The sequence below is a fragment of the Moorena producens PAL-8-15-08-1 genome (assembly GCF_001767235.1).
Taxonomy (GTDB): domain Bacteria; phylum Cyanobacteriota; class Cyanobacteriia; order Cyanobacteriales; family Coleofasciculaceae; genus Moorena; species Moorena producens_A.
Map to the genome: position 1 here is coordinate 24,164 of NZ_CP017599.1, position 19,927 is coordinate 44,090.

A 19,927-nucleotide genomic window follows, 5' to 3' on the forward strand; every position below is an offset into this window, starting at 1 on the left:
AGTAATTGGTAATCTTGAGGATCCAGTTAGCTTGGTCAGTGACCTAAGAGAATGGCTGAATGGTCAATTTTGTCCCTCCCTCGGTTCCTGTCCTTTGGATCTTCGAGGTTTTCCTCCAAACCATTTCGATATAAACCGAAACGATGTAACTTGGGCTCAATTCAGATTGACCCTAGCTGGTGGCAACAGATAACTCTTGAGTTTTTGCTTCAACACTAACCAAAGGAAGACCGGAGCATCAAATAGGTATCGCCGCCACAACCGTCGCGGTTCAGATAATAGCCTGTGTAACCATTCCAATCCTACCTCACTCATCCATAGAGGCGACCTTGGTTTGGTTCCTGCTTCAAAATCAAGGGTCGCACCTACTGCCATAAATATTTTAATGTTTGGTAGTTGATCTTTGTACTTGTGTATCCACTTTTCTTGTTTAGGCGCACCAACCCCCACAGCTAGTACTGTAGCTCCAGAGTTTTTAACCATTTCTATGATTTCTTGGCATTCAGCTTCATTCTTCTCAAATCCGAATGATGGGGAATGCGCAGCGATAACAATTTCTCTGCCAACTCTAGCATTGACATTTTCTTGAGCTTTTTTAGCGACTCCTTCTCGTCCACCTAAGAGAAATATTTTAATAGTCTCATTGTTTCTGTGATAATCATAAAAAGCTGGAAAAAGGTCAGATCCAGAAATTTTTTCCTGTATGGGTGACCCCAAGAATCTCGACGCATAATACACAACTTTACTATCACATAATCTATAATCGGCAATTCGATATGCCTTCATGAATTCAGGGTCTTTTTGTAGCTTGACTAAGTGATCGACATTGGGAGTAAAAATCACCCCGCTATCGAGCCGCTTTAAAAGCTCTGACTTTGATATATTATCAATCTCTAAGTTTAATATTTTGACTATTTCTCTCATGTTTCACCTTTTGACGATGTCTCTCCTAACTAAGGGATAAGCAATAAAAACAGTCAAGTTTTTCCCAACAATCTTCAGACTTGGAACCAAACTCAGTCAATTTACCATTTACCGATCAGCTAACCAAGTTAGCTTGATACTGTTTCGAACAAGATTTTATTTGGGAAAGAATAAAATTACATTATCACAGTATTAGTAATTTGACTATAAATTTGACTATAGTAGCTCTGAAAAATTGGTAAATACCCTTAGGTGCCCTTGACCCGTAATTAAATTCGCCACGGGTCGCACCTGTTTTATAGATAGCTGAACCTATAGATATTCCCTAATCAAAAAAACAGTAATCCCTTGATGTAGATTACACCAGGGTTTTATAACAACTATCTCATAAATTTGACATAAATCTATTTTGGCATTAGCATTAAGCTCTAGTGTACTGTGTTAATAAGCGATTAATTTCGATCATTACAGTGTTAATTATTTAACGAAATATTTCATCTAATTGTCACACCGTGAACTAGATCGTATCGAGGGGATAATTGCTGACTAATCATAACGTTATAGATTAGAGTCAACTCTGATTTAATCAATCAGTCTGTCTAGGAATGAATTACGTTTTATATCCTCCTAGTAAATCCCGATCTGCTTAGATGTTTAGAGCTTAAAAACCTCAAGTCAATTCCTTTCTATAATCCTTAGTAAGGATAGCCTGGTTTAGGCTTGATTTATGCTTAATTTAGTTGTTATGTATTAGGTATTTACTTTAATTAAAACTACTGGTTTTTACGGTTGCACCAGTCCTCCTTTATGGTTGATTGATGGTTAGTTAATGGTTGATTTTACCATTAATATCATAGCCTATGGGCGAGTCCCGGCTAGTATTTTCTCTGAGCTTAATAAAATCTTTAAATAGCCTTCATCGACTCTACATAAATGAGCTAACGATGGTAGTTTTTACTGATCACGAGTCGTTGTCTTGATCAGGTAGTCTTGATCAGGTTTATGGCTTATTTTAAGAAGATTTTTTAGCAGGTAGTAGCTCACCAGCCGAGTCTGAGAATTAGTCGAGCTAACAAATGCCTCAACTCTTTGCTACTTATACAATGAGACTACATAGTGTGATCGATAGCAGTAGTCTTTACAGAAACTTTATAAAAGTCTACTCTAAGATTCATCGATCCTTCAACCTTCATCTGTGTGAAGCCGACTATTGTTATTTGTAGGGTTAGATGCTGAGCTAAACTAGGCACACTAATTAACCTACCAGAAAATTACCCACAGATCTACCAACCAAAACCATGAGAAACCCAGTAATTGCCATTGGCTTGGATGCTGCCGACCCTGCCTTGATAGAGCAATGGATATCTCAAGGGCATCTGAAAAATCTGCGTCGCTTACGAGAACAGGGATCTTACGGACGTCTAAAGACATACGAATACTACCGGGCTGAGACTCCGTGGACAACATTCCTCACTGGTTGTTCTCCTGAGCAAACAGGATACTGGGCACCTCTGAAAATTAAGGAAGGCACTTACGAAGTAGAAGACATTCAAGCCTACGACTTTGCTGAGTATCAACCCTTCTATGCCTTGGGAGATGACTATCAGGTGGCAGTCTTTGATATGCCTCAAGCTCCCCTTTCCAATCAGGTCAATGGGTTGCAAGTCCTTGCTTGGGGAGCTCACTCTCCTCAGACTCCTAGTCATTCCATACCCAAATCCTTGCTACAGGATTTGATTGATAAGCATGGTGAGCATCCTGTCTTACGCAAAGACCATGCCAGTATTATGGATGTGGCAGCACTCAAGGGTCTTCAGGAACAACTGGAGATTGGTATCGCACGCCGGGGTGCCATTTGTCAAGACTTGTTGCAGCAGATGCCGTGGGATTTCTTCTTAACAATCTTTGGTGAAACCCATACTGCAGGGCATTACTTCTGGCACCTGAGTCAGCAGGATCATCCTCTCTACCCATCTGTAGGTGCTAAATGCCCTGGAGATCCCGTGTTAGAAATTTTTGAAGCTATTGACGAAGCCATTGGTGGAATTGTGAGCAAAGCCCCGGATAATGCCCAGGTCGTAGTATTTGCTGCCCATGGTATGGGGTCTAACGTCATGGATCTACCGAGTATGTTGTTCCTGCCAGAATTTCTCTATCGCTGGAGTTTCCCAGGTAAATATGGCATTGGTCGTGGCAACTATGGTCAACCCCCAGAACCCCTAGTCAATGATGCCAGGGCGAAAAAGGGTTGGATGGGTAAAGTGTGGAGCCTCAAGCATGAATCGAATCCACTCAAAGGTTTTTTAAGACGTCAACTCCCTACCAAACTTTTCAATCCTATCGCACCCTTGTTTGGTTCCACTCCTGGACCAGATCTCATTTCTCCGTTCAAGATGCAGGCAGAATCCGATCCATTCTTCTTCCAGAGTCCATCGTGGTACCAACCCTGCTGGCCTCAGATGAAAGCATTCGCGTTGCCTAGTTATTCGGAAGGATATATCAGGATTAATCTCCAGGGAAGGGAACCTCACGGTATTGTCGCCCCTGATCAGTACGATGCTGTATGTGAGGAATTGACTCAAAAACTCTACCAGCTTAAAGATGCTCGCACTGGGGAACCAATGGTGAAGGAAATTATCCGCACCCGCCAATCGGCAACTGAAACTGGTCCCAAATTACCTGATGGTGACTTAGTCGTGATCTGGCAAGAAAAATATGCCACTGACGTAGTAGATAGTCCCGATATTGGACGGATTGGTCCAGTTCCCTTTAATCGTACTGGTTCTCACCGCTCTGATGGCTTTTTGGTGATTCAAGGACAAGATATTGAGCCAGGTTCTAGTTTACCAGCTGGTCATTCTCTAGATTTAGCCCCCACTATTCTGAATTTGATGGGAGCGCCGATTCCTGAGTATTTTCAGGGTAAGCCCCTCTCGGCAATTAAAGAAACTGTTGTGGTTGGTTAACTTAAACTTAACCATAGCGTTTGTATTTGAGATGTAAACCTAGAAGGTCTTTTGTGATTTTGCCATAAAACTCCGGAGCTCTTGCCCCTCTTTGATCGATGGCTCTTGCCTCTTGCATTTTTCGGCAATACGGCTGTTTACAACCTATATACAAACGCTATAGTTACTGACATAGTTTAGTTAGTCGCAATGTGATTAAGTGTTTTTTGTTGAATGTTTGAGTGTTGAGTGTTGATCGTCACTCAACACTCAAACAGTCACAGAAACTCCCCTATACTAAGTGTTATCACTAAGTGTTATCACTAAGTAATAGCACTAAGTAATAGTTGTAAACCCACAGATTCTTCAATGTCCATTCTCAAGTTTTGGATAGCAGGGTTAATTACTACCGTAGCAGCAATAGGTGTATCAGTTCCCAGTTGGGCTCTACCACTGTCTCCTGGCGATCGCCTTAGACTCTTTGTGGCTGGCGAAGAAGAAATCCCGGAAGCTGAACGCTTCAGTGCCACCTATGAAGTTAATTTGGATGGTTACATCAAGTTTCCCTACCTAGACCCTATAGCGGCAGCGGGTCGAGAAGTATCAGAAATCGAGGAAGACCTAGTCAAGGCTTTGCTAGAAGGGGGCTTTTTTCAGCCTGATTTCCTTAAAGTCAGCATTCAACTGTTTGAGTGGGCTCCAATTCAGGTAACTGTCGGAGGAGCTGTTTTTGAACCTGGTCGGGTTTTGATTAATGATACGGATTCTAAAGGTCGAGACTTACCGGCATCGATTGCTACTGTCTCAGGAGACTATCCTCCAGAACGCTACCTAACCTTTGCTATTTTAACGGCTGGTGGCATCAAACCAAATGCCAACATTGAACAGGTGCGCTTGGTTCGGGGTGAACAAGAACAGGTCATTGATTTATCTGGTGTCTTCAGCGGATCACCAGTAGAAGATATTCCCTTGATTGCTGGAGACCAAATCATTGTTCCTACTCGGGAGTTGCCTCAATATTATCTAGCCAGACCTTCCCAGCTTACTCCCTCAACTATTCCTGTGTTTCTCTCCAATTTGACTAATCCCAATAATGGACGTGAGCTTAGAATCCAGGAAGTTGAATATGGCTCCCGTCTATCTCAAGCTGTAATTGCTGCTAGTTGTGTTGGAGGTACACAAAGCACAAATGCAGATCGCCGTGCTCTGTTACTGCAAACTGACCGTACTACTGGGGAAACTTTGGCAATAGAACGTTCTGTAGAGGACTTGGTTAAGAAGCCTAATGATGACCAAGTTAATCCAGTGCTGATGCCAAGAGATAGTGTCGCTTGCTATGATTCAACGGTCACTAATGTCAAAAGTGTTTTTGACTTTATTGGCGATATCTTCAATCCCATTCGGATTATTAAAGACATATTTATACCCTAATTCATATTTAGGATAGCTCAAATGTTATAATTAATATATCTATCACAAGTTATAAGCTCACGAGATCTGACTCTTCATCAGGGGTGTATTGGCTAAGGGTTTAAGCCATTGCTTGATAGTGCTATAAAACTATCTGCCAAGTCTTTAATCATATAAAATATAAAAAATTATAACTTAAGACTACAACTTAAGACTACAACTTAAGACTACAACTTAAAACTAAAAATGTGGATTTGCCAGGTGAGATGCTCCAATGACTACTAATTATAAGACCATAGCCCCATATCCCTATGAAAAATCAAATCTCATGCCTCTACGTTGGCTATTTTACTTGTGTTTAGGGATATCTATTAATGCCGGAATTTGGGGCTTAACATTTTTTTATTTGAAATCAGCTCAGCCAACTTATACCAGTACATGGAGAGTATCACTTCCTGTCTCAGGCTCATCCACCAGAATTAATATCCCAGAATTAGGGGGAGCGAGTTCAGATGTTAGGTCACCATTTGGCGATCGCTCCCATGACCCGAGGGAAAAGATGAAATTCATTGCTGAAAGTAAGCCGGTACTGAAGGATGCTGCCAGTTTCCTGAACATGTCCCCTGAAGAGTTGGGCAAGCCTAGGGTCAAAATCGTTGACAATTCAACTATGATGGCCTTTGAAATCAAAGGAGACTCTGCTGAGGAAGCCCAACAGAAAGCTTTTGCTATGTACCAGGCTTTCGAGGATAGACTTGAACAACTTAGGCAAGAAGAAGTAGGAAACAATCAGCTACCAGTTCAAGCTGATTTGCAGGCAGCTAAGAAAAATTTAGCAGACATTCAGAGAAGCCTGTCTGAACACAAAGCTAGAACCGGATTGAACTCTAAAGAACAAGTTAACCAGCTATCATCCACTATAGAAAGTTTACGACAACAACAAATCGATTTGTTGGCCCAAGGGCGAGAAGCAAAAGCCAATCTCAGCAACCTCTCAGCTAATCTAAAGTTGTCGTCTGGACAAGCTGCTGATGCTTTTGTACTTAAGGCTGACCAGATATTTCAGCAAACCCTAAGGGAATACAGTCAGGCTACCGCAGCCCTGACGGTTTTGAGTTCCAAATACGGTTCCAAGCATCCATCTGTAGTGGACGAAAAGAGCAAGCAAGAGAGTGCTAAAGCAGCTTTGCTACAGCGTAGTCAAGCTCTGTTAGGTCGCCCCATGTCTTTGGCAATTATCGACCAGCTCAGTGTTAACTCTGGGCCTGAAACTGGTTCTTCCCGGGAAAATTTGCTACGCCAAATTGTTGAGGTGCAAGCACGGCAAGAGGGTGTGGAAGCTAGAGCGTGGGTATTAACCAACCAGATTGCTGAGCTGGAAGCCAAACTCAGACAAATGAGCCAGGATGCCTTGAGGATGGAGATCCTAGAACGCAATATGCGCATTGCGGAAACTATCTATGCTTCAACCTTAACTCAATCAGCGATTGGTCGATTTAACCAATCCCTTTCCTATCCTCAAGTTCAGCTGCTAGCTGAACCAAGCTTACCCCCAGACGCGATCGCACCGAAAAAGTCATCGGCTTTACTTGGTGCAACAGCTGGTTCATTGTTAATTAGTGCAGGACTATTTTTACTCTGGTTACGTCCCCATGTACAAGGTAAATCAGAAGCCTCAATCTACGGCAAAGTAGAATCGTTTAATTCTGATGTTCCACCCTTACGTTCTCAACCATCGAATAATAGCTTCACAACATCTAATAATAGCTTAACATCGCCAATGGGGAACCAAAGAAAAGATTTCTGATCCAACTAATCCACTTGTTATCAAGCTAGACATCATAGGCTGGCACCAGTAACCTAAGCCATTAGGCAGGCTTTAATGAAACCCCAAAACTTTGAAGAAAAAGTAGTTTTCTATTATATAGTTTCCACCTACTTATTATTTTTTTTAGGCGCACAGTTTGTTTTTGCCCCAGCCCTAGCTTGGCTGCTAACCTTTTATCTAATTAAAAAGCTTTGGCAGCAAACATCAGATACTCCACCGGAAGAAAGGATTCGGATTCCCATTGGAGTATGGGTCTGGATTGTTTGCATATCAGTCATTGGCATAGCCTTAGTTGTGGGTCATTTAGATTGGGGTTTCTCAACTGTTAAAACTATAAAATCTTTTATTAACTCCTTTTTGAGAACTTGGGCCCTTCTCGCCTTATTTCCTTTAATTGGTTGCCTCAACATCCGACCACAAATAATCTATAGAGCAATTTCTATCCTTTCCCTACAAACTCTGATCTTGGTGCCAATTACCTATGGGTTAAGTCTGACTGGGTTAGAGATGCCCTTGTATACTAGCACCCTAATGGCAAAAATTGGTGGTAACAGTCAACGTTACTACGCCGTAAGTCCTTACGTGATAAAAAGTGGTGAAACACGCCTTTTCTTATTTGCGCCTTGGGCTCCAGCATTGGCATTTGCCTGTAACGTACACTTTTTCCTGAGTAGTAGAGACCCGGACATAAAGTGGCGTTTTATTGGTATGATTGGCTGTGCTGCTGCAATTGTGGGTTCAGTGTCCCGGATGGGGATAATCTGCTTAGTGGGTATACCAATACTGGTAACATTTTTGGGAAATCTCACCGAACCCGCTATCCAAATTACAGCAGGAATAGGGAGTTTTATTGGTGGTCTATTTGGTCCCCAACTCCTAATGATAGCTAGAAACTTGAAAGACTCTTTTTCCGGTCAAAGATCTGCTTCGTCGCGGGTTAGGTCGGCCTTAGCTCGGCTTTCTCACCGTAAGTGGGAAGAAGATGCACCGATTTGGGGTCATGCCATTAAAGTGGGTAAAGGCCCTGATGTTGTCGCTAAAATGCCTATTGGAAGCCACCACACTTGGTATGGTGCTTTATATACTCATGGAATCGTCGGGTTTATTGGAATATTAATCCCTATAGTCTATACTTTTATAGAGCTTTTAATTAAAGCTCAAAGGAGTAAAGTTGCCACAACAGCACTAACAATACTACTAGTTTGTATCCTGTTCTCGTTTGGGGAAAATCTAGAGGGATTAGCTTACCTCTACTGGCCTGGTTTGGTTGTAGTAGGGATGGGACTAAAATAACAATGCTCAAGGGGTTTGTCTAGACCTCTGGTGGTAAATCACCATGCACTAATTATATACAAAAAAAGGATAATCGCCATGCCCACCATATCTGTAATAGTTCCAGTTTATAACGGAGAAAAAACTATATTAGAAACGATCCAATCGATTCAAGCACAAACCTTTTCAGATTTTGAGTTAATTATTATTAATGACGGCTCAACTGATGGTACATTAGATGTAATCAGTACAGTCAACGATGATCGATTGAAAGTGTTCTCCTATGAAAATGGCGGATTGCCAGTGGCTCGTAATCGTGGCATTCGTCGCTCTAGGGGCGAATTTATTACGTTTATAGATGCCGATGATTTATGGAAACCCGATAAATTGGAGCTACAGTTAGCAGCACTCCAAAAAAATCCTGAAGCTGGAGTGGCTTACAGTTGGACTGCCTTTATAGATGAGAATAGCAAATTTTTGTTTGCTTGGCAACCACTTTATTGGGAGGGTAATGTTTATCCCGAATTACTAATTCGTAACTTCATATCCAGTGGTTCCAATATCATGGTAAAGCGGAAGTATATTGAAGCCGCTGGAGAATTTGACCCATGCCTAAAATCAGTTGAAGATTGGGATTATTACCTCAGGCTAGCAGCTTTATGTCCTTTTGTACTGGTTCCTAAATACCAAATTCTATACCGTCGCTCTTCCCAGTCAATGACCTCTAAAGTGGATGTGATGGAGAAGGCGAACCTAATTGTAATTGAAAGAGCATTCAAGGCAGCTCCACCAGAACTTAAGTCTCTTAAAAATAAAAGTTTAGCGAATGCCTATCGTTATCTGGCTAAGCAGTCTATAGCTAATGCTTTTGATGATGAAGGAGTAAAGCTAGCTAGTCAAAAACTCACCTATTCCATAAAACTTTACCCCAAATTTTTGCTAAGCAAGGAAACTATCCGTCTAATTTTAAAACTATTAATAATCAAAATTATGCCTAAAAAATTAGCTGGACATTTAATCCAACTAATCGGCCAGAAAATGCCGATGGTATCTGTGGATAATCGGATGATTTCAGAGCACTAACTACCACTATAATTTGATAGATATCAATCATCAAAAGGATGGCAGGATGGGAGATCCACTGTGAACATTGTCAAAACAATCGGGAGTCGCATCAAGCACAAACTAGGTAATAGAAGCACTTTTACTCGCAATCTTGGTTGGATGGGAGTTGCCCAGGCATTTATTCGGGTTTCCCGTTTAGGTGCAACGTTTATTTTGCCACGCTTCTTAACTCCCCATGACTTTGGATTAGCTGCACTGGTTCTGACGACCTATGAATATTCACAAACAGTAACGCGGATCGGTGTTCATGCTAGAATTATACAGGCGGAAGCCGATGAGCTGGAAGACATTTGTAATAGTGCTTATTGGTTAAATTGGGTACTTTTTGCAAGTCTATTCGTTATGCAGTGCCTTGCTGCTTTTCCAGTTGCGTGGTTTTATAAAGATAACCAACTTATTTTACCCATTTGTCTATTAGCATTTAACTTTTTGATTGCTCCCTTAGGGGCAGTACAGTCAGCACTAATTCAAAGGGATAATCGAATTCAGATAACAGCTACAGCTCGCGCTCTCAGATATGCCACCGCCAATATCCTAACCGCTGTCTTTGCTGTTCTTCATCTGGGGATGTGGGCGATAATACTTCCCATACTAATAGCTAGCCCTATAGAATTCATTACCTATCTGTTCAAACATCCCTGGCGGAGAACTGGCTCTTTCACAACCAAATACTGGGGGAAAATTTTTCGCTTTGGAATCAATTTCCTGGGGATTGAACTTTTAAAGACTCTCAGGGAAACTCTCGACTATCTTATCATTGGTCGCTTTATAGGAATTGACCTATTAGGTGTTTACTACTTTGCTTACAATGCTGGCTTGGGAATTAGCTTAACTATCGTCCAATCGATTACTACTGCTTTATACCCTGCCCTATGTGAAGTACGGACAAACTTATCGAAATTTAAGCAAACATACTTTAACAGTCTGAAGACGATTGGAAGAGTGATTGTTGGTTTTGTTGCTTTACAATCAAGTCTAGTTCCGTTTTATATTCCCATTATGGTTGGGGAAAAAATTCATACGGAAGGCTGGAGTATGGTGGTTCCCATCGTCATTTTAGTTTGCTTATCAGCAATTCCTAGACCCTTTGATATTGCTGGATTTCAGCTTTTAGCAGCCATTGAGAAACCGCACATTGGCTTGCTCTGGAATGTATTATTTACCATGATATTTTCCTGTAGTCTACTGATAGCAGTGAAATGGGGAATCATCACGGTCGCTATATCGGTTTTACTGGTTCATGCGCTTTTAATTCCCTTATTTGTGGTTTGGTCTGCTAGGTATGTCTTTGCTAAACCTGAAACCTCTCCTGTAGCTTTAGAGAATACTGTACTCCAATCTCATACTATACTCCAATCTCACGATGAGACTGATACTGATCAGTTTTATGTCAGCCAATGGACATTATCATTAGCCAGTAGTGGGACATTCCCTAACACTCAGGGTTCTGAATTTCGTGATGGTGACAGTAATAACAGTAATAACAGTAATAACAGTAATAACAGTAATAGCAGTGCCGGGTTAAGCGATCGCATCGATGATCCCAGAAAACACCTGAAGTTGATAGCTGAAAGTGTGGGGGTTTTAGAAGAAGCGGCAAAGCAGCTAAATATATCTGTAGATAGCTTAGATAAGCCTTCGATTCAACTAATCGATAACTCTACAATGATGGTTTTTGAAATTTCAGGAGTCACCCCTGAGGAAGCCCAACGAAGAGCCTTCGCGATTAATCAGGCGTTTAACAAAAGACTGGAACAACTCAGAAAGCAAGAAATTGCTCAACAACAAAAGACTATCCCAGTGTATATAAAGTCAGCCGAAAATGATCTAGAAAATGCACAGCAACGCCTAGCTCAAAAAACGGGGAAGATAGGATTGCCCTTAAACCAGCTCTTAGAGACAATAGAAGCACTACGGCGCAAAAAGATTGAATTACGGCGCAAAAAGATTGAATTGCTGGCTGAGCTAGTACCGACTCAGTCTGATCATAGTCATTCTACAAATCCTCAGGTGATGAATCCTGTTCACCATCAGCCTCAAGCTAGCTTATTCCAAGATGATCCAACCTTAGAAATGGATGATATTAAACCACAACTACAAGGTAGTGAGGACAAGGCCAGGGATCTAGAGTTTCAGATTTCTCAGCTTGAAGTAAAACTTAGCAAAATGTCCCAAGATGCCTTGACTCTGGAAATTCTAGAGCGAGATTTACGCATTGCACAAACCGTCTATTCCTCTGTTTTAAGCCAATGGGAACTAGTTAAGTCAGACTCATCTATTATGTATTATCCCCAACTGCAATTGGTAGACGGTCCGACCTTACCTACCAGATCACAAATGACAGACAGTCTAGTAAACTTGGGCAGAAAATTGTGATCAGTTTCTGGGAGGATAATAGTGCTCACGAGGTAATTTTTAGTGGTCAGTTGTCAGTTTCATATATTTATCTATTTTACCTATTTCAGGATTAATTTTTTAAAAAACGTTTAAATCAAAACTAGTTCTCTTGAAAACCAGTGTCCAAACAATGAAACATGTTTCTGTCATTATTCCAGTCTACGGAGTTGAAAAGTATATTGCAGCAGCGGTGCAGTCTGTTCTCGACCAGACCTATACCAACTTTGAAGTGCTCATTATTGACGATGAATCCCCAGACAGTAGTATAAAAATTTGTCAAGAATTTTCGGATCATCGAATTAAGATTATTCATCAAACTAATCGGGGACTTGCTGGAGCGCGAAATACAGGAATTCGCCAGGCCAAAGGAGATTATTTAGCCTTTTTAGATGGGGATGACTTGTGGTTGCCTCAGAAACTGGAAAGACATATTGAACACTTAGAAAAATTTCCAGAGGTAGGGGTTAGTTTTTGCCGTTCTGCATTGATTGATGAATCGGGAAATTTATTGAACACTTATCTAATGCCTAAGTTAAAGAACATTACCCGATCAGATTTATTCCGGTCTAGTCCTATTGGTAATGGTTCAGCTCCGGTAATTCGACGGGAAGTCTTTGAAGCGATTAGGTATCAAGATAACCTTTACGGCACTACAGAAGATTTTTACTTTGATGAAAACTTCCGCCGCGCTGAAGATATTGAATGTTGGCTACGTATTGCGATTCAGACAGACTGGAAAATTGAGGGAATCCCTGAAGCACTAACCCTATATCGAGTGAATTCAGCCAGTCTTTCAGCGAACTTAGTCAAACAGTTAGATTCCTGGAAACAAGTACTAGAAAAAACTCGCTCCTACGCTCCTGACTTGATTGAGAAGTGGGGAAATTTAGCCCTGGCCTATCGATTGCGAAACTTTGCTCGTAGTGCAGTACGTCTCAAAGATGGACCAATGTCTGTCAAACTAATTAACGGTGCTTTGGCAACTTACTGGCGTCTTCTCTTGGAAGAACCAAGCCGTACCCTTCGGACTTTGGCTGCTGCCTATTTACTTTTGCTGTTGCCTAAGCCCCTATATTCCTACCTCGAAGTTCTGGCTTTCAAAGTAGTGGGAATGATCCAAAGACGTCAGATTTTACAAGACAAACTTGGACAATAATTGTCTTAGTCATTCAATATAAGATAAGATGGATTATAAAATGAAAAAAGTTTCCGTCATCACTCCAGTCTACAACGTTGAGAAGTATATTGCTGCTACAGTACAGTCAGTTTTGGATCAAACTTACCAAAATTTTGAATATTTGCTGATTGATGATGGTTCTCCTGACCAGAGTGTAGAGATTTGCCAGCAGTTCCTAGACCCCAGAATCAAAATTATTCGTCAGGAAAATCAGGGAGCTAATGCAGCAAGGAATGAAGGTATCCGCGAAGCCCAGGGAGAGTATTTAGCATTTTTAGATGGCGATGACCTATGGTTGCCTGAAAAGCTAGAAAAACATATTGAACATTTGGAAAACAATCCCAATTTGGGGATTAGCTTTAGCTGTTCTGGGTTTATCGATGAAGCAGGAAATCCCCTAGGAATCTATCAACTACCCAAGCTAAAGGACATCACCATGGGTGACATCATTTGCCGTAATCCTATTAGTAATGGCTCCTGTGCTGTGTTCCGCAAGGAGGTATTTGAAGCTATTAAGTACCAAGAGACTATTGACGGAAAGACCAAAGACCTTTATTGGGATGAGGGATTGCAAGGTTCACAGGATTTGGATTGTTGGTTTCGCATTGCTATCCAAACCAATTGGCACCTGGAAGGCATTCCTGACTCTTTGACTCTATACCGAGTCAATTCTGGTGGTATATCAGCTAACTTGTTCAAAAAACAAAGGTCTTGGGAACAGGTAATTGAGAAGACTCGTTCCTATGCTCCTGAGGTGGTGGTTGAGTGGGAAAACCGCGCCCGTGCTTACCATTCGAGGTATCTAGCTCGTCGGGCAGTTACCTTGAGAGATGGTGCCATGGCTGTCCAATTCTTCAACGAAGCTCTGGGGAGCTACTGGCAGATGCTCTGGGAAGAACCACGTCGTACGGTGTTAACTGGGGCTGCGGCCTATTTGCTCTGGCTTATACCTGAGAATCTTTACAAGCATATAGAAGCTTTAGCTTTAAAAACCACAGGGTCTTCACAAAAGCGCCGGATTTCTCAAGCAATCAGAGGTTAACAACAGTTAATAAAAATATTCCAGTATCTTCCATAATCTTCCAAAATGTGTGCTAGGATAAAAATATGGCACTCATTCCACTCCGTAAGGCGGTCGAACTTACGGGACTCTCCAAAAATACACTACGAAAATACGCGGACGATGGAACGATTAGATGCGAAAAGACACCGGGAGGAACAAGATTGTTCGACGTTGAGAGTCTGCTTAGCTTCGGAAAAAACCAAACAAACTCTCAGTCCAGTCGATTCACAATCTGCTACTGCCGAGTCAGTTCAACTAAACAAAGAGACGACCTTGCTCGCCAAATCGCCTACATGCACTCCCTCTTTCCAGAAGCAGAAATCATCAAAGATATTGGTTCAGGGCTTAACTACAAAAGAAAAGGGCTTAGAACCATATTGGAGCGAGTTGTGCGCGGATATCAGCTCACAATTATTGTTGCCTGTAGAGACAGACTCACCCGATTCGGGTTTGAACTCATTGAGTACTTGGTTAGAAGTTACCGTAAGAGTAGTGCAGCCTTTATAGTTGGTAAATTATGCAGCATAGGGTCTTGGTTTTGTAGTAAGGCTGCACTACTCTAAGGTTTCATCTCCGGTCGGTCTCAACGGTGGAAAAATCATGGGATCCGACCAACCTGAAAGTTGCCCAGAATCAGAACTTACCGCAGATCTTCTCTCCATCATTCACGTCTTCTCCTGTAGGGTTGACGGACTCAGAAAGTACGGTTCGAAAATCAAAGAAGATTCGTCTGTTCCTAAACCCTAAGCAGCGTACGCTCATTCGTCAATGGTTTGGAGTGTCCCGTTATGTGTTCAACAAGACCGTTAAAATCCTCCAGATAGGCGTTGTAAAAGCCAACTGGAAAGCTATCAAAACCGGTATACTGAATGACCTTCCTGAGTGGTGCAAAGCAGTACCTTATCAGATTAAATCGATAGCGATTAAGGATGCTTGCACCGCTATCCGGGAGGCTAAAAAGAAATACAAAAAGACCTCCGTTATTCAACGAGTAAAATTCAGGTCTCGCAAAAATCCAACCCAGTCCTGTTATATCCCTAAGTCAGCAGTTTCCGTTATGGGGATATACCATACGAAACTTGGAGTTATAACTTACTCTGAGAGTCTTCCTGATAATGTTTGTGACTGCCGACTGACTAGTAACAATGGGAATTACTATCTAGTAGTTCCCCACAAAGTGACCAACTTAAAAGCCGAGAACCAAGGTAGAGTAGTCGCTTTAGACCCCGGAGTCAGGACTTTTATCACTTTCTTTAGTGAGACATCTGTAGGGAAGATAGGAAATGGAGACTTTTCCCGGATTCAGCGATTATGTCATCACCTAGACAATCTAATATCTAAGATTAGCAAAGCTAAGCCTGGGCAGAAACGCCGGATGAGGAAAGCTGCTCGACGGATTGTGATTAGGATTCAGAATCTGATCAACGAGCTTCATCATAAGGCGGCCAGATTTATGCTTGACAACTTCGATGTTATTTTACTTCCCACTTTTGAGACCGCTCAAATGTCTAAAAGAGGGAATAGAAAAATTAGGTCATTAACCGTCCGAAACCTGCTGAATTTTGCTCATTATCGGTTCAAAGAATTCTTAAAGCATAAAGCTCAAGAGACCGGTAAGACAGTCGTAGATGTTTGTGAAGCCTACACCAGTAAAACTGTTAGCTGGACAGGAGAGCTGATTAACATTGGTGGAAGCAAAGTAATTAAATCAAAAGTTGATGGCCGAACGATGGATTGACCGAAGGTCACGCTTCGCGAACGGGATATAAATGGCGCACGTGGAATATTTCTACGTGCTTTGGGAGATACCCCCTGGCTGAGAAATCAGCTTGCATTAGTGAACCAGAATTGACTTTTTGGGAGATTTTGGTAGCTAAAAAGTATCGGTACATGAAATTTCATCTATTAGCAAATAGGTAAAGCTCTGCTACCAATGCATGCTGGTTAATGGGTAATGGATAATGCCTCTGTCAATGATCCATTACCCATTAACTATCTGTAGCATCTATAAAGCCATGCAGCAAAGGAAGAAGGAGTCTCCACAGGGCAAACAGCAGTGCGGACGCAGGTTACCCACACAACCCCTCCCCATTAGCGACGGCATCAAGACAGTGAAATTGGATATTTTGTGAGTTGTAGCTAATTGTAAAATTTCTGTATAGTAATTGTGAAACTTATGTCTAGTCTTTATAAATTAAATCTCTCGCTAGACAGTTTTTTTTTGTTATACTTTTTAAGTATAATTTATTTTTATAAAGTCTGGTTGTAACGCTTTTATATAAGCTGACAGCCATGGCATCTTGAAATCATCATATTGCTTACTTGTCTACTTGTGGCGTTCGCTTTATTATACAACTGTAGTATAAAGTACAAATGCTACTGGAAAGTATATTATACAATTATACAAAAACTATTATCAAAAAACTGATAAATTTTATTTATATTTATCTGGGTTGCAACAAGCGCCCCAAAGTACTTGCTAGATATAGATTTAAGGTTAAAATGGATACCAAACTATCTATAGATATACAAAAAAAACATAGTTTGAATTACTCAGAAATTACCTGATTATTTACTCTAAGTTTATGAAAAATTAGTGTAATAATTTTGGCAATTAATTTACAAAATTATTACCCATAATTATAGTATAGCGTATCTGTAAATTATTAATGAATTTTACCCTATGAAAACTGTTTCGATAATTATCCCAGTATACGGCGTTGAAAAGTATATTGCTAGCGCAGTACAGTCGGTTATCAACCAGACTTATCAAAACTTTGAAGTGTTGATAATAGACGATGAATCTCCCGATAAAAGTGTCAATATTTGTCGAAAATTATCCGATAATAGAATTAACATTATTCACCAAACTAATCGGGGACTTGCTGGAGCGCGAAATACAGGAATTCGCCATGCCAAAGGAGATTATTTAGCGTTTTTAGATGGAGACGACTTGTGGTTACCTCAGAAACTGGAAAGACATATGGAACACTTAGAAAAATTCCCAGATGTCGGGATTAGTTTTAGCCGTTCTGCTTTGATTGATGAAGCTGGAAATTTTATGGGTGCCTATCTAATGCCTAAGCTCACTAATATTACTATATCTGATTTGTTTCGAGAGAGTCCGATCGGGAACGGTTCGGCTGCTGTAGTTCGTCGAGAAGTCTTTGACACAATTAAGTATCAGGATAATCTTTACGGCTCTACAGAAAATTATTACTTTGATGAAAACTTCCGTCGTGCTGAAGATCTTGAATGTTGGCTTCGCATCGCTATTCAAACTGACTGGAAAATTGAGGGAATACCTGAAGCATTAACCCTCTATCGAATTAATACACAAGGGTTGTCAGCCAATCTTTTCAAGCAGTTAGAGTCCTTGGAACAAATGATTGAAAAGACCCGTTCCTATGCTCCCACACTGACCAGCCGATGGGAAAACATTTCTAGGGCTTACCAATTGCGGTACTTGGCTAGGAGTGCGGTTCGTCTTAAAGTAGCTTCAGATGCTGTGACACTTATACATCGATCATTATCCAATCACTGGCGTATCCTACTAGAACAGCCACGGCGAACAATCTTAACCTTAATAGCCGCTTATATGCTTTGGTTATTACCGAAGTCTTTATATGCTCAAATTGAATTGCTTGTCTCTAAGCTGCTCAACAATGTTAAAAAACAGCCTCTTGTCCAAAACTAGTACCGCTGCCCGGAATTAAAAATTAAAAATTAAAAATTAAACCTAAAAAAAGCTTATAGAATAAGCTTATTCTATAAGAGGTTATCGGGTTGGGAATCGTATCTTTATTGACCTTGTGCTTCCTAGCATGGTTAACTAATTTCAAGGTTTGAGTCTACTATGAAGAAAGTATCGGTAATTATTCCAGTATATAAAGTTAAAAACTACATAGCCGCCACAGTAGAATCTGTGCTCGTCCAAACCTATAAAAATTTTGAGCTGCTACTCATTGATGATGGATCTCCTGACAACAGTATCGAAATCTGTCAACAAATTAACGATCCGAGAATTAAAGTTATTCGTCAGGATAATCAAGGAGTATCAGCGGCTAGAAACACTGGGATTCGCAATGCTGAAGGAGAGTATATCGCTTTCTTAGATGGAGATGACCTCTGGGTTCCAGAAAAGCTAGAAAAGCATGTTTTGCATCTAGAAACATCACCCCATGTAGGAGTAAGTTTTAGCTATTCTGCGTTAATTGATGAAACAGGAACTCCGTTAGGAATCTATCAAATAGCCAAAACTAAAGATATAACTACAGATTATATCATGTGTCGTAATCCCATTGGTAATGGTTCAACACCAGTAATTCGGCGAGAAGTGTTTGAAGCAATTCGATACCGAGAGTCTCAGGCTACGGAGGATGCTTATTTTGATACTGAATTGCACAATATCGAAGACGTAGAATGTTGGCTGCGCATGGCGATTAAAACTGATTGGCACATGGAAGGTTTGCCAGAGGCGCTGACTTTATATCGTATTCATTCACAAGGGCATTCAGCTAGTATACTCAAGCATATAAATTCTCTAGAAAAGGTTATTGAGAAAACACGTGCCTATGCTCCAGAGGTAATTGCTGAATGTGAAAAGCCAGCCCGCGCCTATTATTTACGGTTTGGTGCTCGACGTGCCCTCAGCATCAAAGAAGGCTTGATGGCAACAGAATTGTTTAATAAGGCTTTAGGGACTTACTGGCGTATTTTGCTAGAGGAACCGCTTCGTACTCTGTTGACTGGGGCTGCTGCTTATTTGCTCCGACTTTTACCTAAAACTCTTTACCAGCAGATGGAAGCTGTGGCTCTAAAAACGACAGGAGCTTCACAAAAGCGCCGAATTTATCAGGAGCAAGCTTAGTCTTTGATAGGGTGCTTTACAAACACTTTGTAAAGCTTGTCTAAAACTTTGTCTATAAAACTTCTCAACCCTGATTAGTTTCTGCTATAAACTAAAAGCTAAGGTTTATACGCGGCTAAAAAATGAATCTACCTTTAACCCTAAAAACTCACCTGAAAGAGTTTTTAATTGGCACACCGTTTGAGTCTGCGGCAAGAAGTATTGTTGATTTAATCAAGCCTCCCAGCAAAGATATCCTGAGGAGCCGGGAAGATGACACCTATGTCTATCAGATTATGAAGCGGATTTTAGACAAATCCTCAAACTGTATCGATGTGGGTGGCAACATGGGGACTGTGTTGACAAAAATATGCCAACTGGCTCCCCTCGGTCATCATTATGCTTTTGAGCCGCTCCCTCGGCTGGCTACTCGGCTGCAAAAACGGTTCCCAAAGGTTGATGTTAGGCAAATTGCCTTGAGTGATTTAGAGGGAGAAACCACGTTCTTCCATGTTGTTGATGCCCCAGCACTCAGTAGTCTAAAACAAAGAGACTACACCCTTTGGGGCTATAACAATGCTCAAACAGAATCCATTGCCATCAAAACTAAAAAACTTGATGATATCCTTCCACCTGACTTCAAAGTTAATTTGATTAAGGTAGATACAGAAGGAGCAGAGTTTCAGGTTTTCAAAGGTGCTATCCGAACCTTAAAAACCCACAAGCCTTACCTAGTCTTTGAATTTGGTCGTACTGCCATGGTTGATTATAAAACAACGCCAGGTATGATGTATGATTTCCTAGTCAACCAGTGTGGTTTGAAGATGTTTAAACTTAACAGTTGGCTAGAGGGGTTAGCTCCACTCAGTGAGCGTGAATTTGCCATAATCTGTGAAGGAGGCTCTGCTTGGAATTTCTTGGCTACGCCTTAGGGGTA

Annotated in this window: 15 protein-coding genes; 14 read left to right on the forward strand and 1 reads right to left on the reverse strand. The window is 41.1% G+C overall.

Annotation, left to right across the window (positions count from 1 at the left end; translation table 11 throughout):
• Nucleotides 1-156: 156 nt before the first annotated feature.
• Complete coding sequence (locus BJP34_RS00120; RefSeq protein WP_070390576.1) at nt 157-924, reverse strand: WecB/TagA/CpsF family glycosyltransferase; 768 nt, start codon at nt 922-924, stop codon at nt 157-159.
• Between the two features lie 1,298 nt (nt 925-2,222).
• On the opposite strand from BJP34_RS00120, the gene BJP34_RS00125 reads away from it, so the two are divergent.
• From BJP34_RS00125 to BJP34_RS00190, 14 genes are all read left to right on the forward strand, one after another.
• The gene (locus BJP34_RS00125; protein ID WP_070390577.1) at nt 2,223-3,890 is read left to right on the forward strand and encodes an alkaline phosphatase family protein; all 1,668 of its coding nucleotides are present in this window, start codon (nt 2,223-2,225) and stop codon (nt 3,888-3,890) included.
• A gap of 348 nt (nt 3,891-4,238) precedes the next feature.
• Complete coding sequence (locus BJP34_RS00130; RefSeq protein WP_070390578.1) at nt 4,239-5,300, forward strand: polysaccharide biosynthesis/export family protein; 1,062 nt, start codon at nt 4,239-4,241, stop codon at nt 5,298-5,300.
• A 253-nt stretch (nt 5,301-5,553) separates the two neighbouring features.
• Nucleotides 5,554-7,086 carry a GumC family protein gene (locus BJP34_RS00135; protein ID WP_070390579.1) on the forward strand — a complete coding sequence of 511 codons (1,533 nt, stop codon included), beginning with the start codon at nt 5,554-5,556 and terminating at the stop codon, nt 7,084-7,086.
• 75 nt (nt 7,087-7,161) lie between these two features.
• Complete coding sequence (locus BJP34_RS00140; protein ID WP_070390580.1) at nt 7,162-8,400, forward strand: capsular biosynthesis protein; 1,239 nt, start codon at nt 7,162-7,164, stop codon at nt 8,398-8,400.
• Between the two features lie 78 nt (nt 8,401-8,478).
• Nucleotides 8,479-9,462, forward strand: coding sequence for a glycosyltransferase (locus BJP34_RS00145; protein ID WP_070390581.1), 984 nt, complete (start codon nt 8,479-8,481; stop codon nt 9,460-9,462).
• A gap of 60 nt (nt 9,463-9,522) precedes the next feature.
• Nucleotides 9,523-11,880 (forward strand): lipopolysaccharide biosynthesis protein, encoded by a 2,358-nt coding sequence (locus BJP34_RS00150; protein WP_070390582.1) that lies wholly within the window; start codon nt 9,523-9,525, stop codon nt 11,878-11,880.
• Between the two features lie 151 nt (nt 11,881-12,031).
• On the forward strand, nt 12,032-13,057 hold the full coding sequence (locus BJP34_RS00155; protein WP_070390583.1) for a glycosyltransferase family 2 protein: 1,026 nt from the start codon (nt 12,032-12,034) through the stop codon (nt 13,055-13,057).
• Nucleotides 13,058-13,097: 40 nt separating this feature from the next.
• Nucleotides 13,098-14,120 (forward strand): glycosyltransferase family 2 protein, encoded by a 1,023-nt coding sequence (locus tag BJP34_RS00160; protein ID WP_070396414.1) that lies wholly within the window; start codon nt 13,098-13,100, stop codon nt 14,118-14,120.
• Between the two features lie 65 nt (nt 14,121-14,185).
• Nucleotides 14,186-14,704 carry an IS607 family transposase gene (locus BJP34_RS00165; protein WP_070390584.1) on the forward strand — a complete coding sequence of 173 codons (519 nt, stop codon included), beginning with the start codon at nt 14,186-14,188 and terminating at the stop codon, nt 14,702-14,704.
• A 26-nt stretch (nt 14,705-14,730) separates the two neighbouring features.
• Nucleotides 14,731-15,879: an RNA-guided endonuclease TnpB family protein gene (locus BJP34_RS00170; RefSeq protein ID WP_083304925.1), complete on the forward strand. Its 1,149-nt coding sequence runs from the start codon at nt 14,731-14,733 to the stop codon at nt 15,877-15,879.
• Nucleotides 15,880-16,102: 223 nt separating this feature from the next.
• Nucleotides 16,103-16,273: a hypothetical protein gene (locus tag BJP34_RS41940; RefSeq protein WP_158516909.1), complete on the forward strand. Its 171-nt coding sequence runs from the start codon at nt 16,103-16,105 to the stop codon at nt 16,271-16,273.
• A gap of 551 nt (nt 16,274-16,824) precedes the next feature.
• Nucleotides 16,825-17,838 (forward strand): glycosyltransferase family 2 protein, encoded by a 1,014-nt coding sequence (locus BJP34_RS00180; RefSeq protein WP_070390586.1) that lies wholly within the window; start codon nt 16,825-16,827, stop codon nt 17,836-17,838.
• 159 nt (nt 17,839-17,997) lie between these two features.
• Nucleotides 17,998-19,011, forward strand: coding sequence for a glycosyltransferase family 2 protein (locus tag BJP34_RS00185; protein WP_070390587.1), 1,014 nt, complete (start codon nt 17,998-18,000; stop codon nt 19,009-19,011).
• A gap of 122 nt (nt 19,012-19,133) precedes the next feature.
• Entirely contained in the window at nt 19,134-19,922 is a 789-nt protein-coding gene (locus BJP34_RS00190; RefSeq protein WP_083304926.1) for an FkbM family methyltransferase, read from the forward strand.
• Nucleotides 19,923-19,927: the final 5 nt, after the last annotated feature.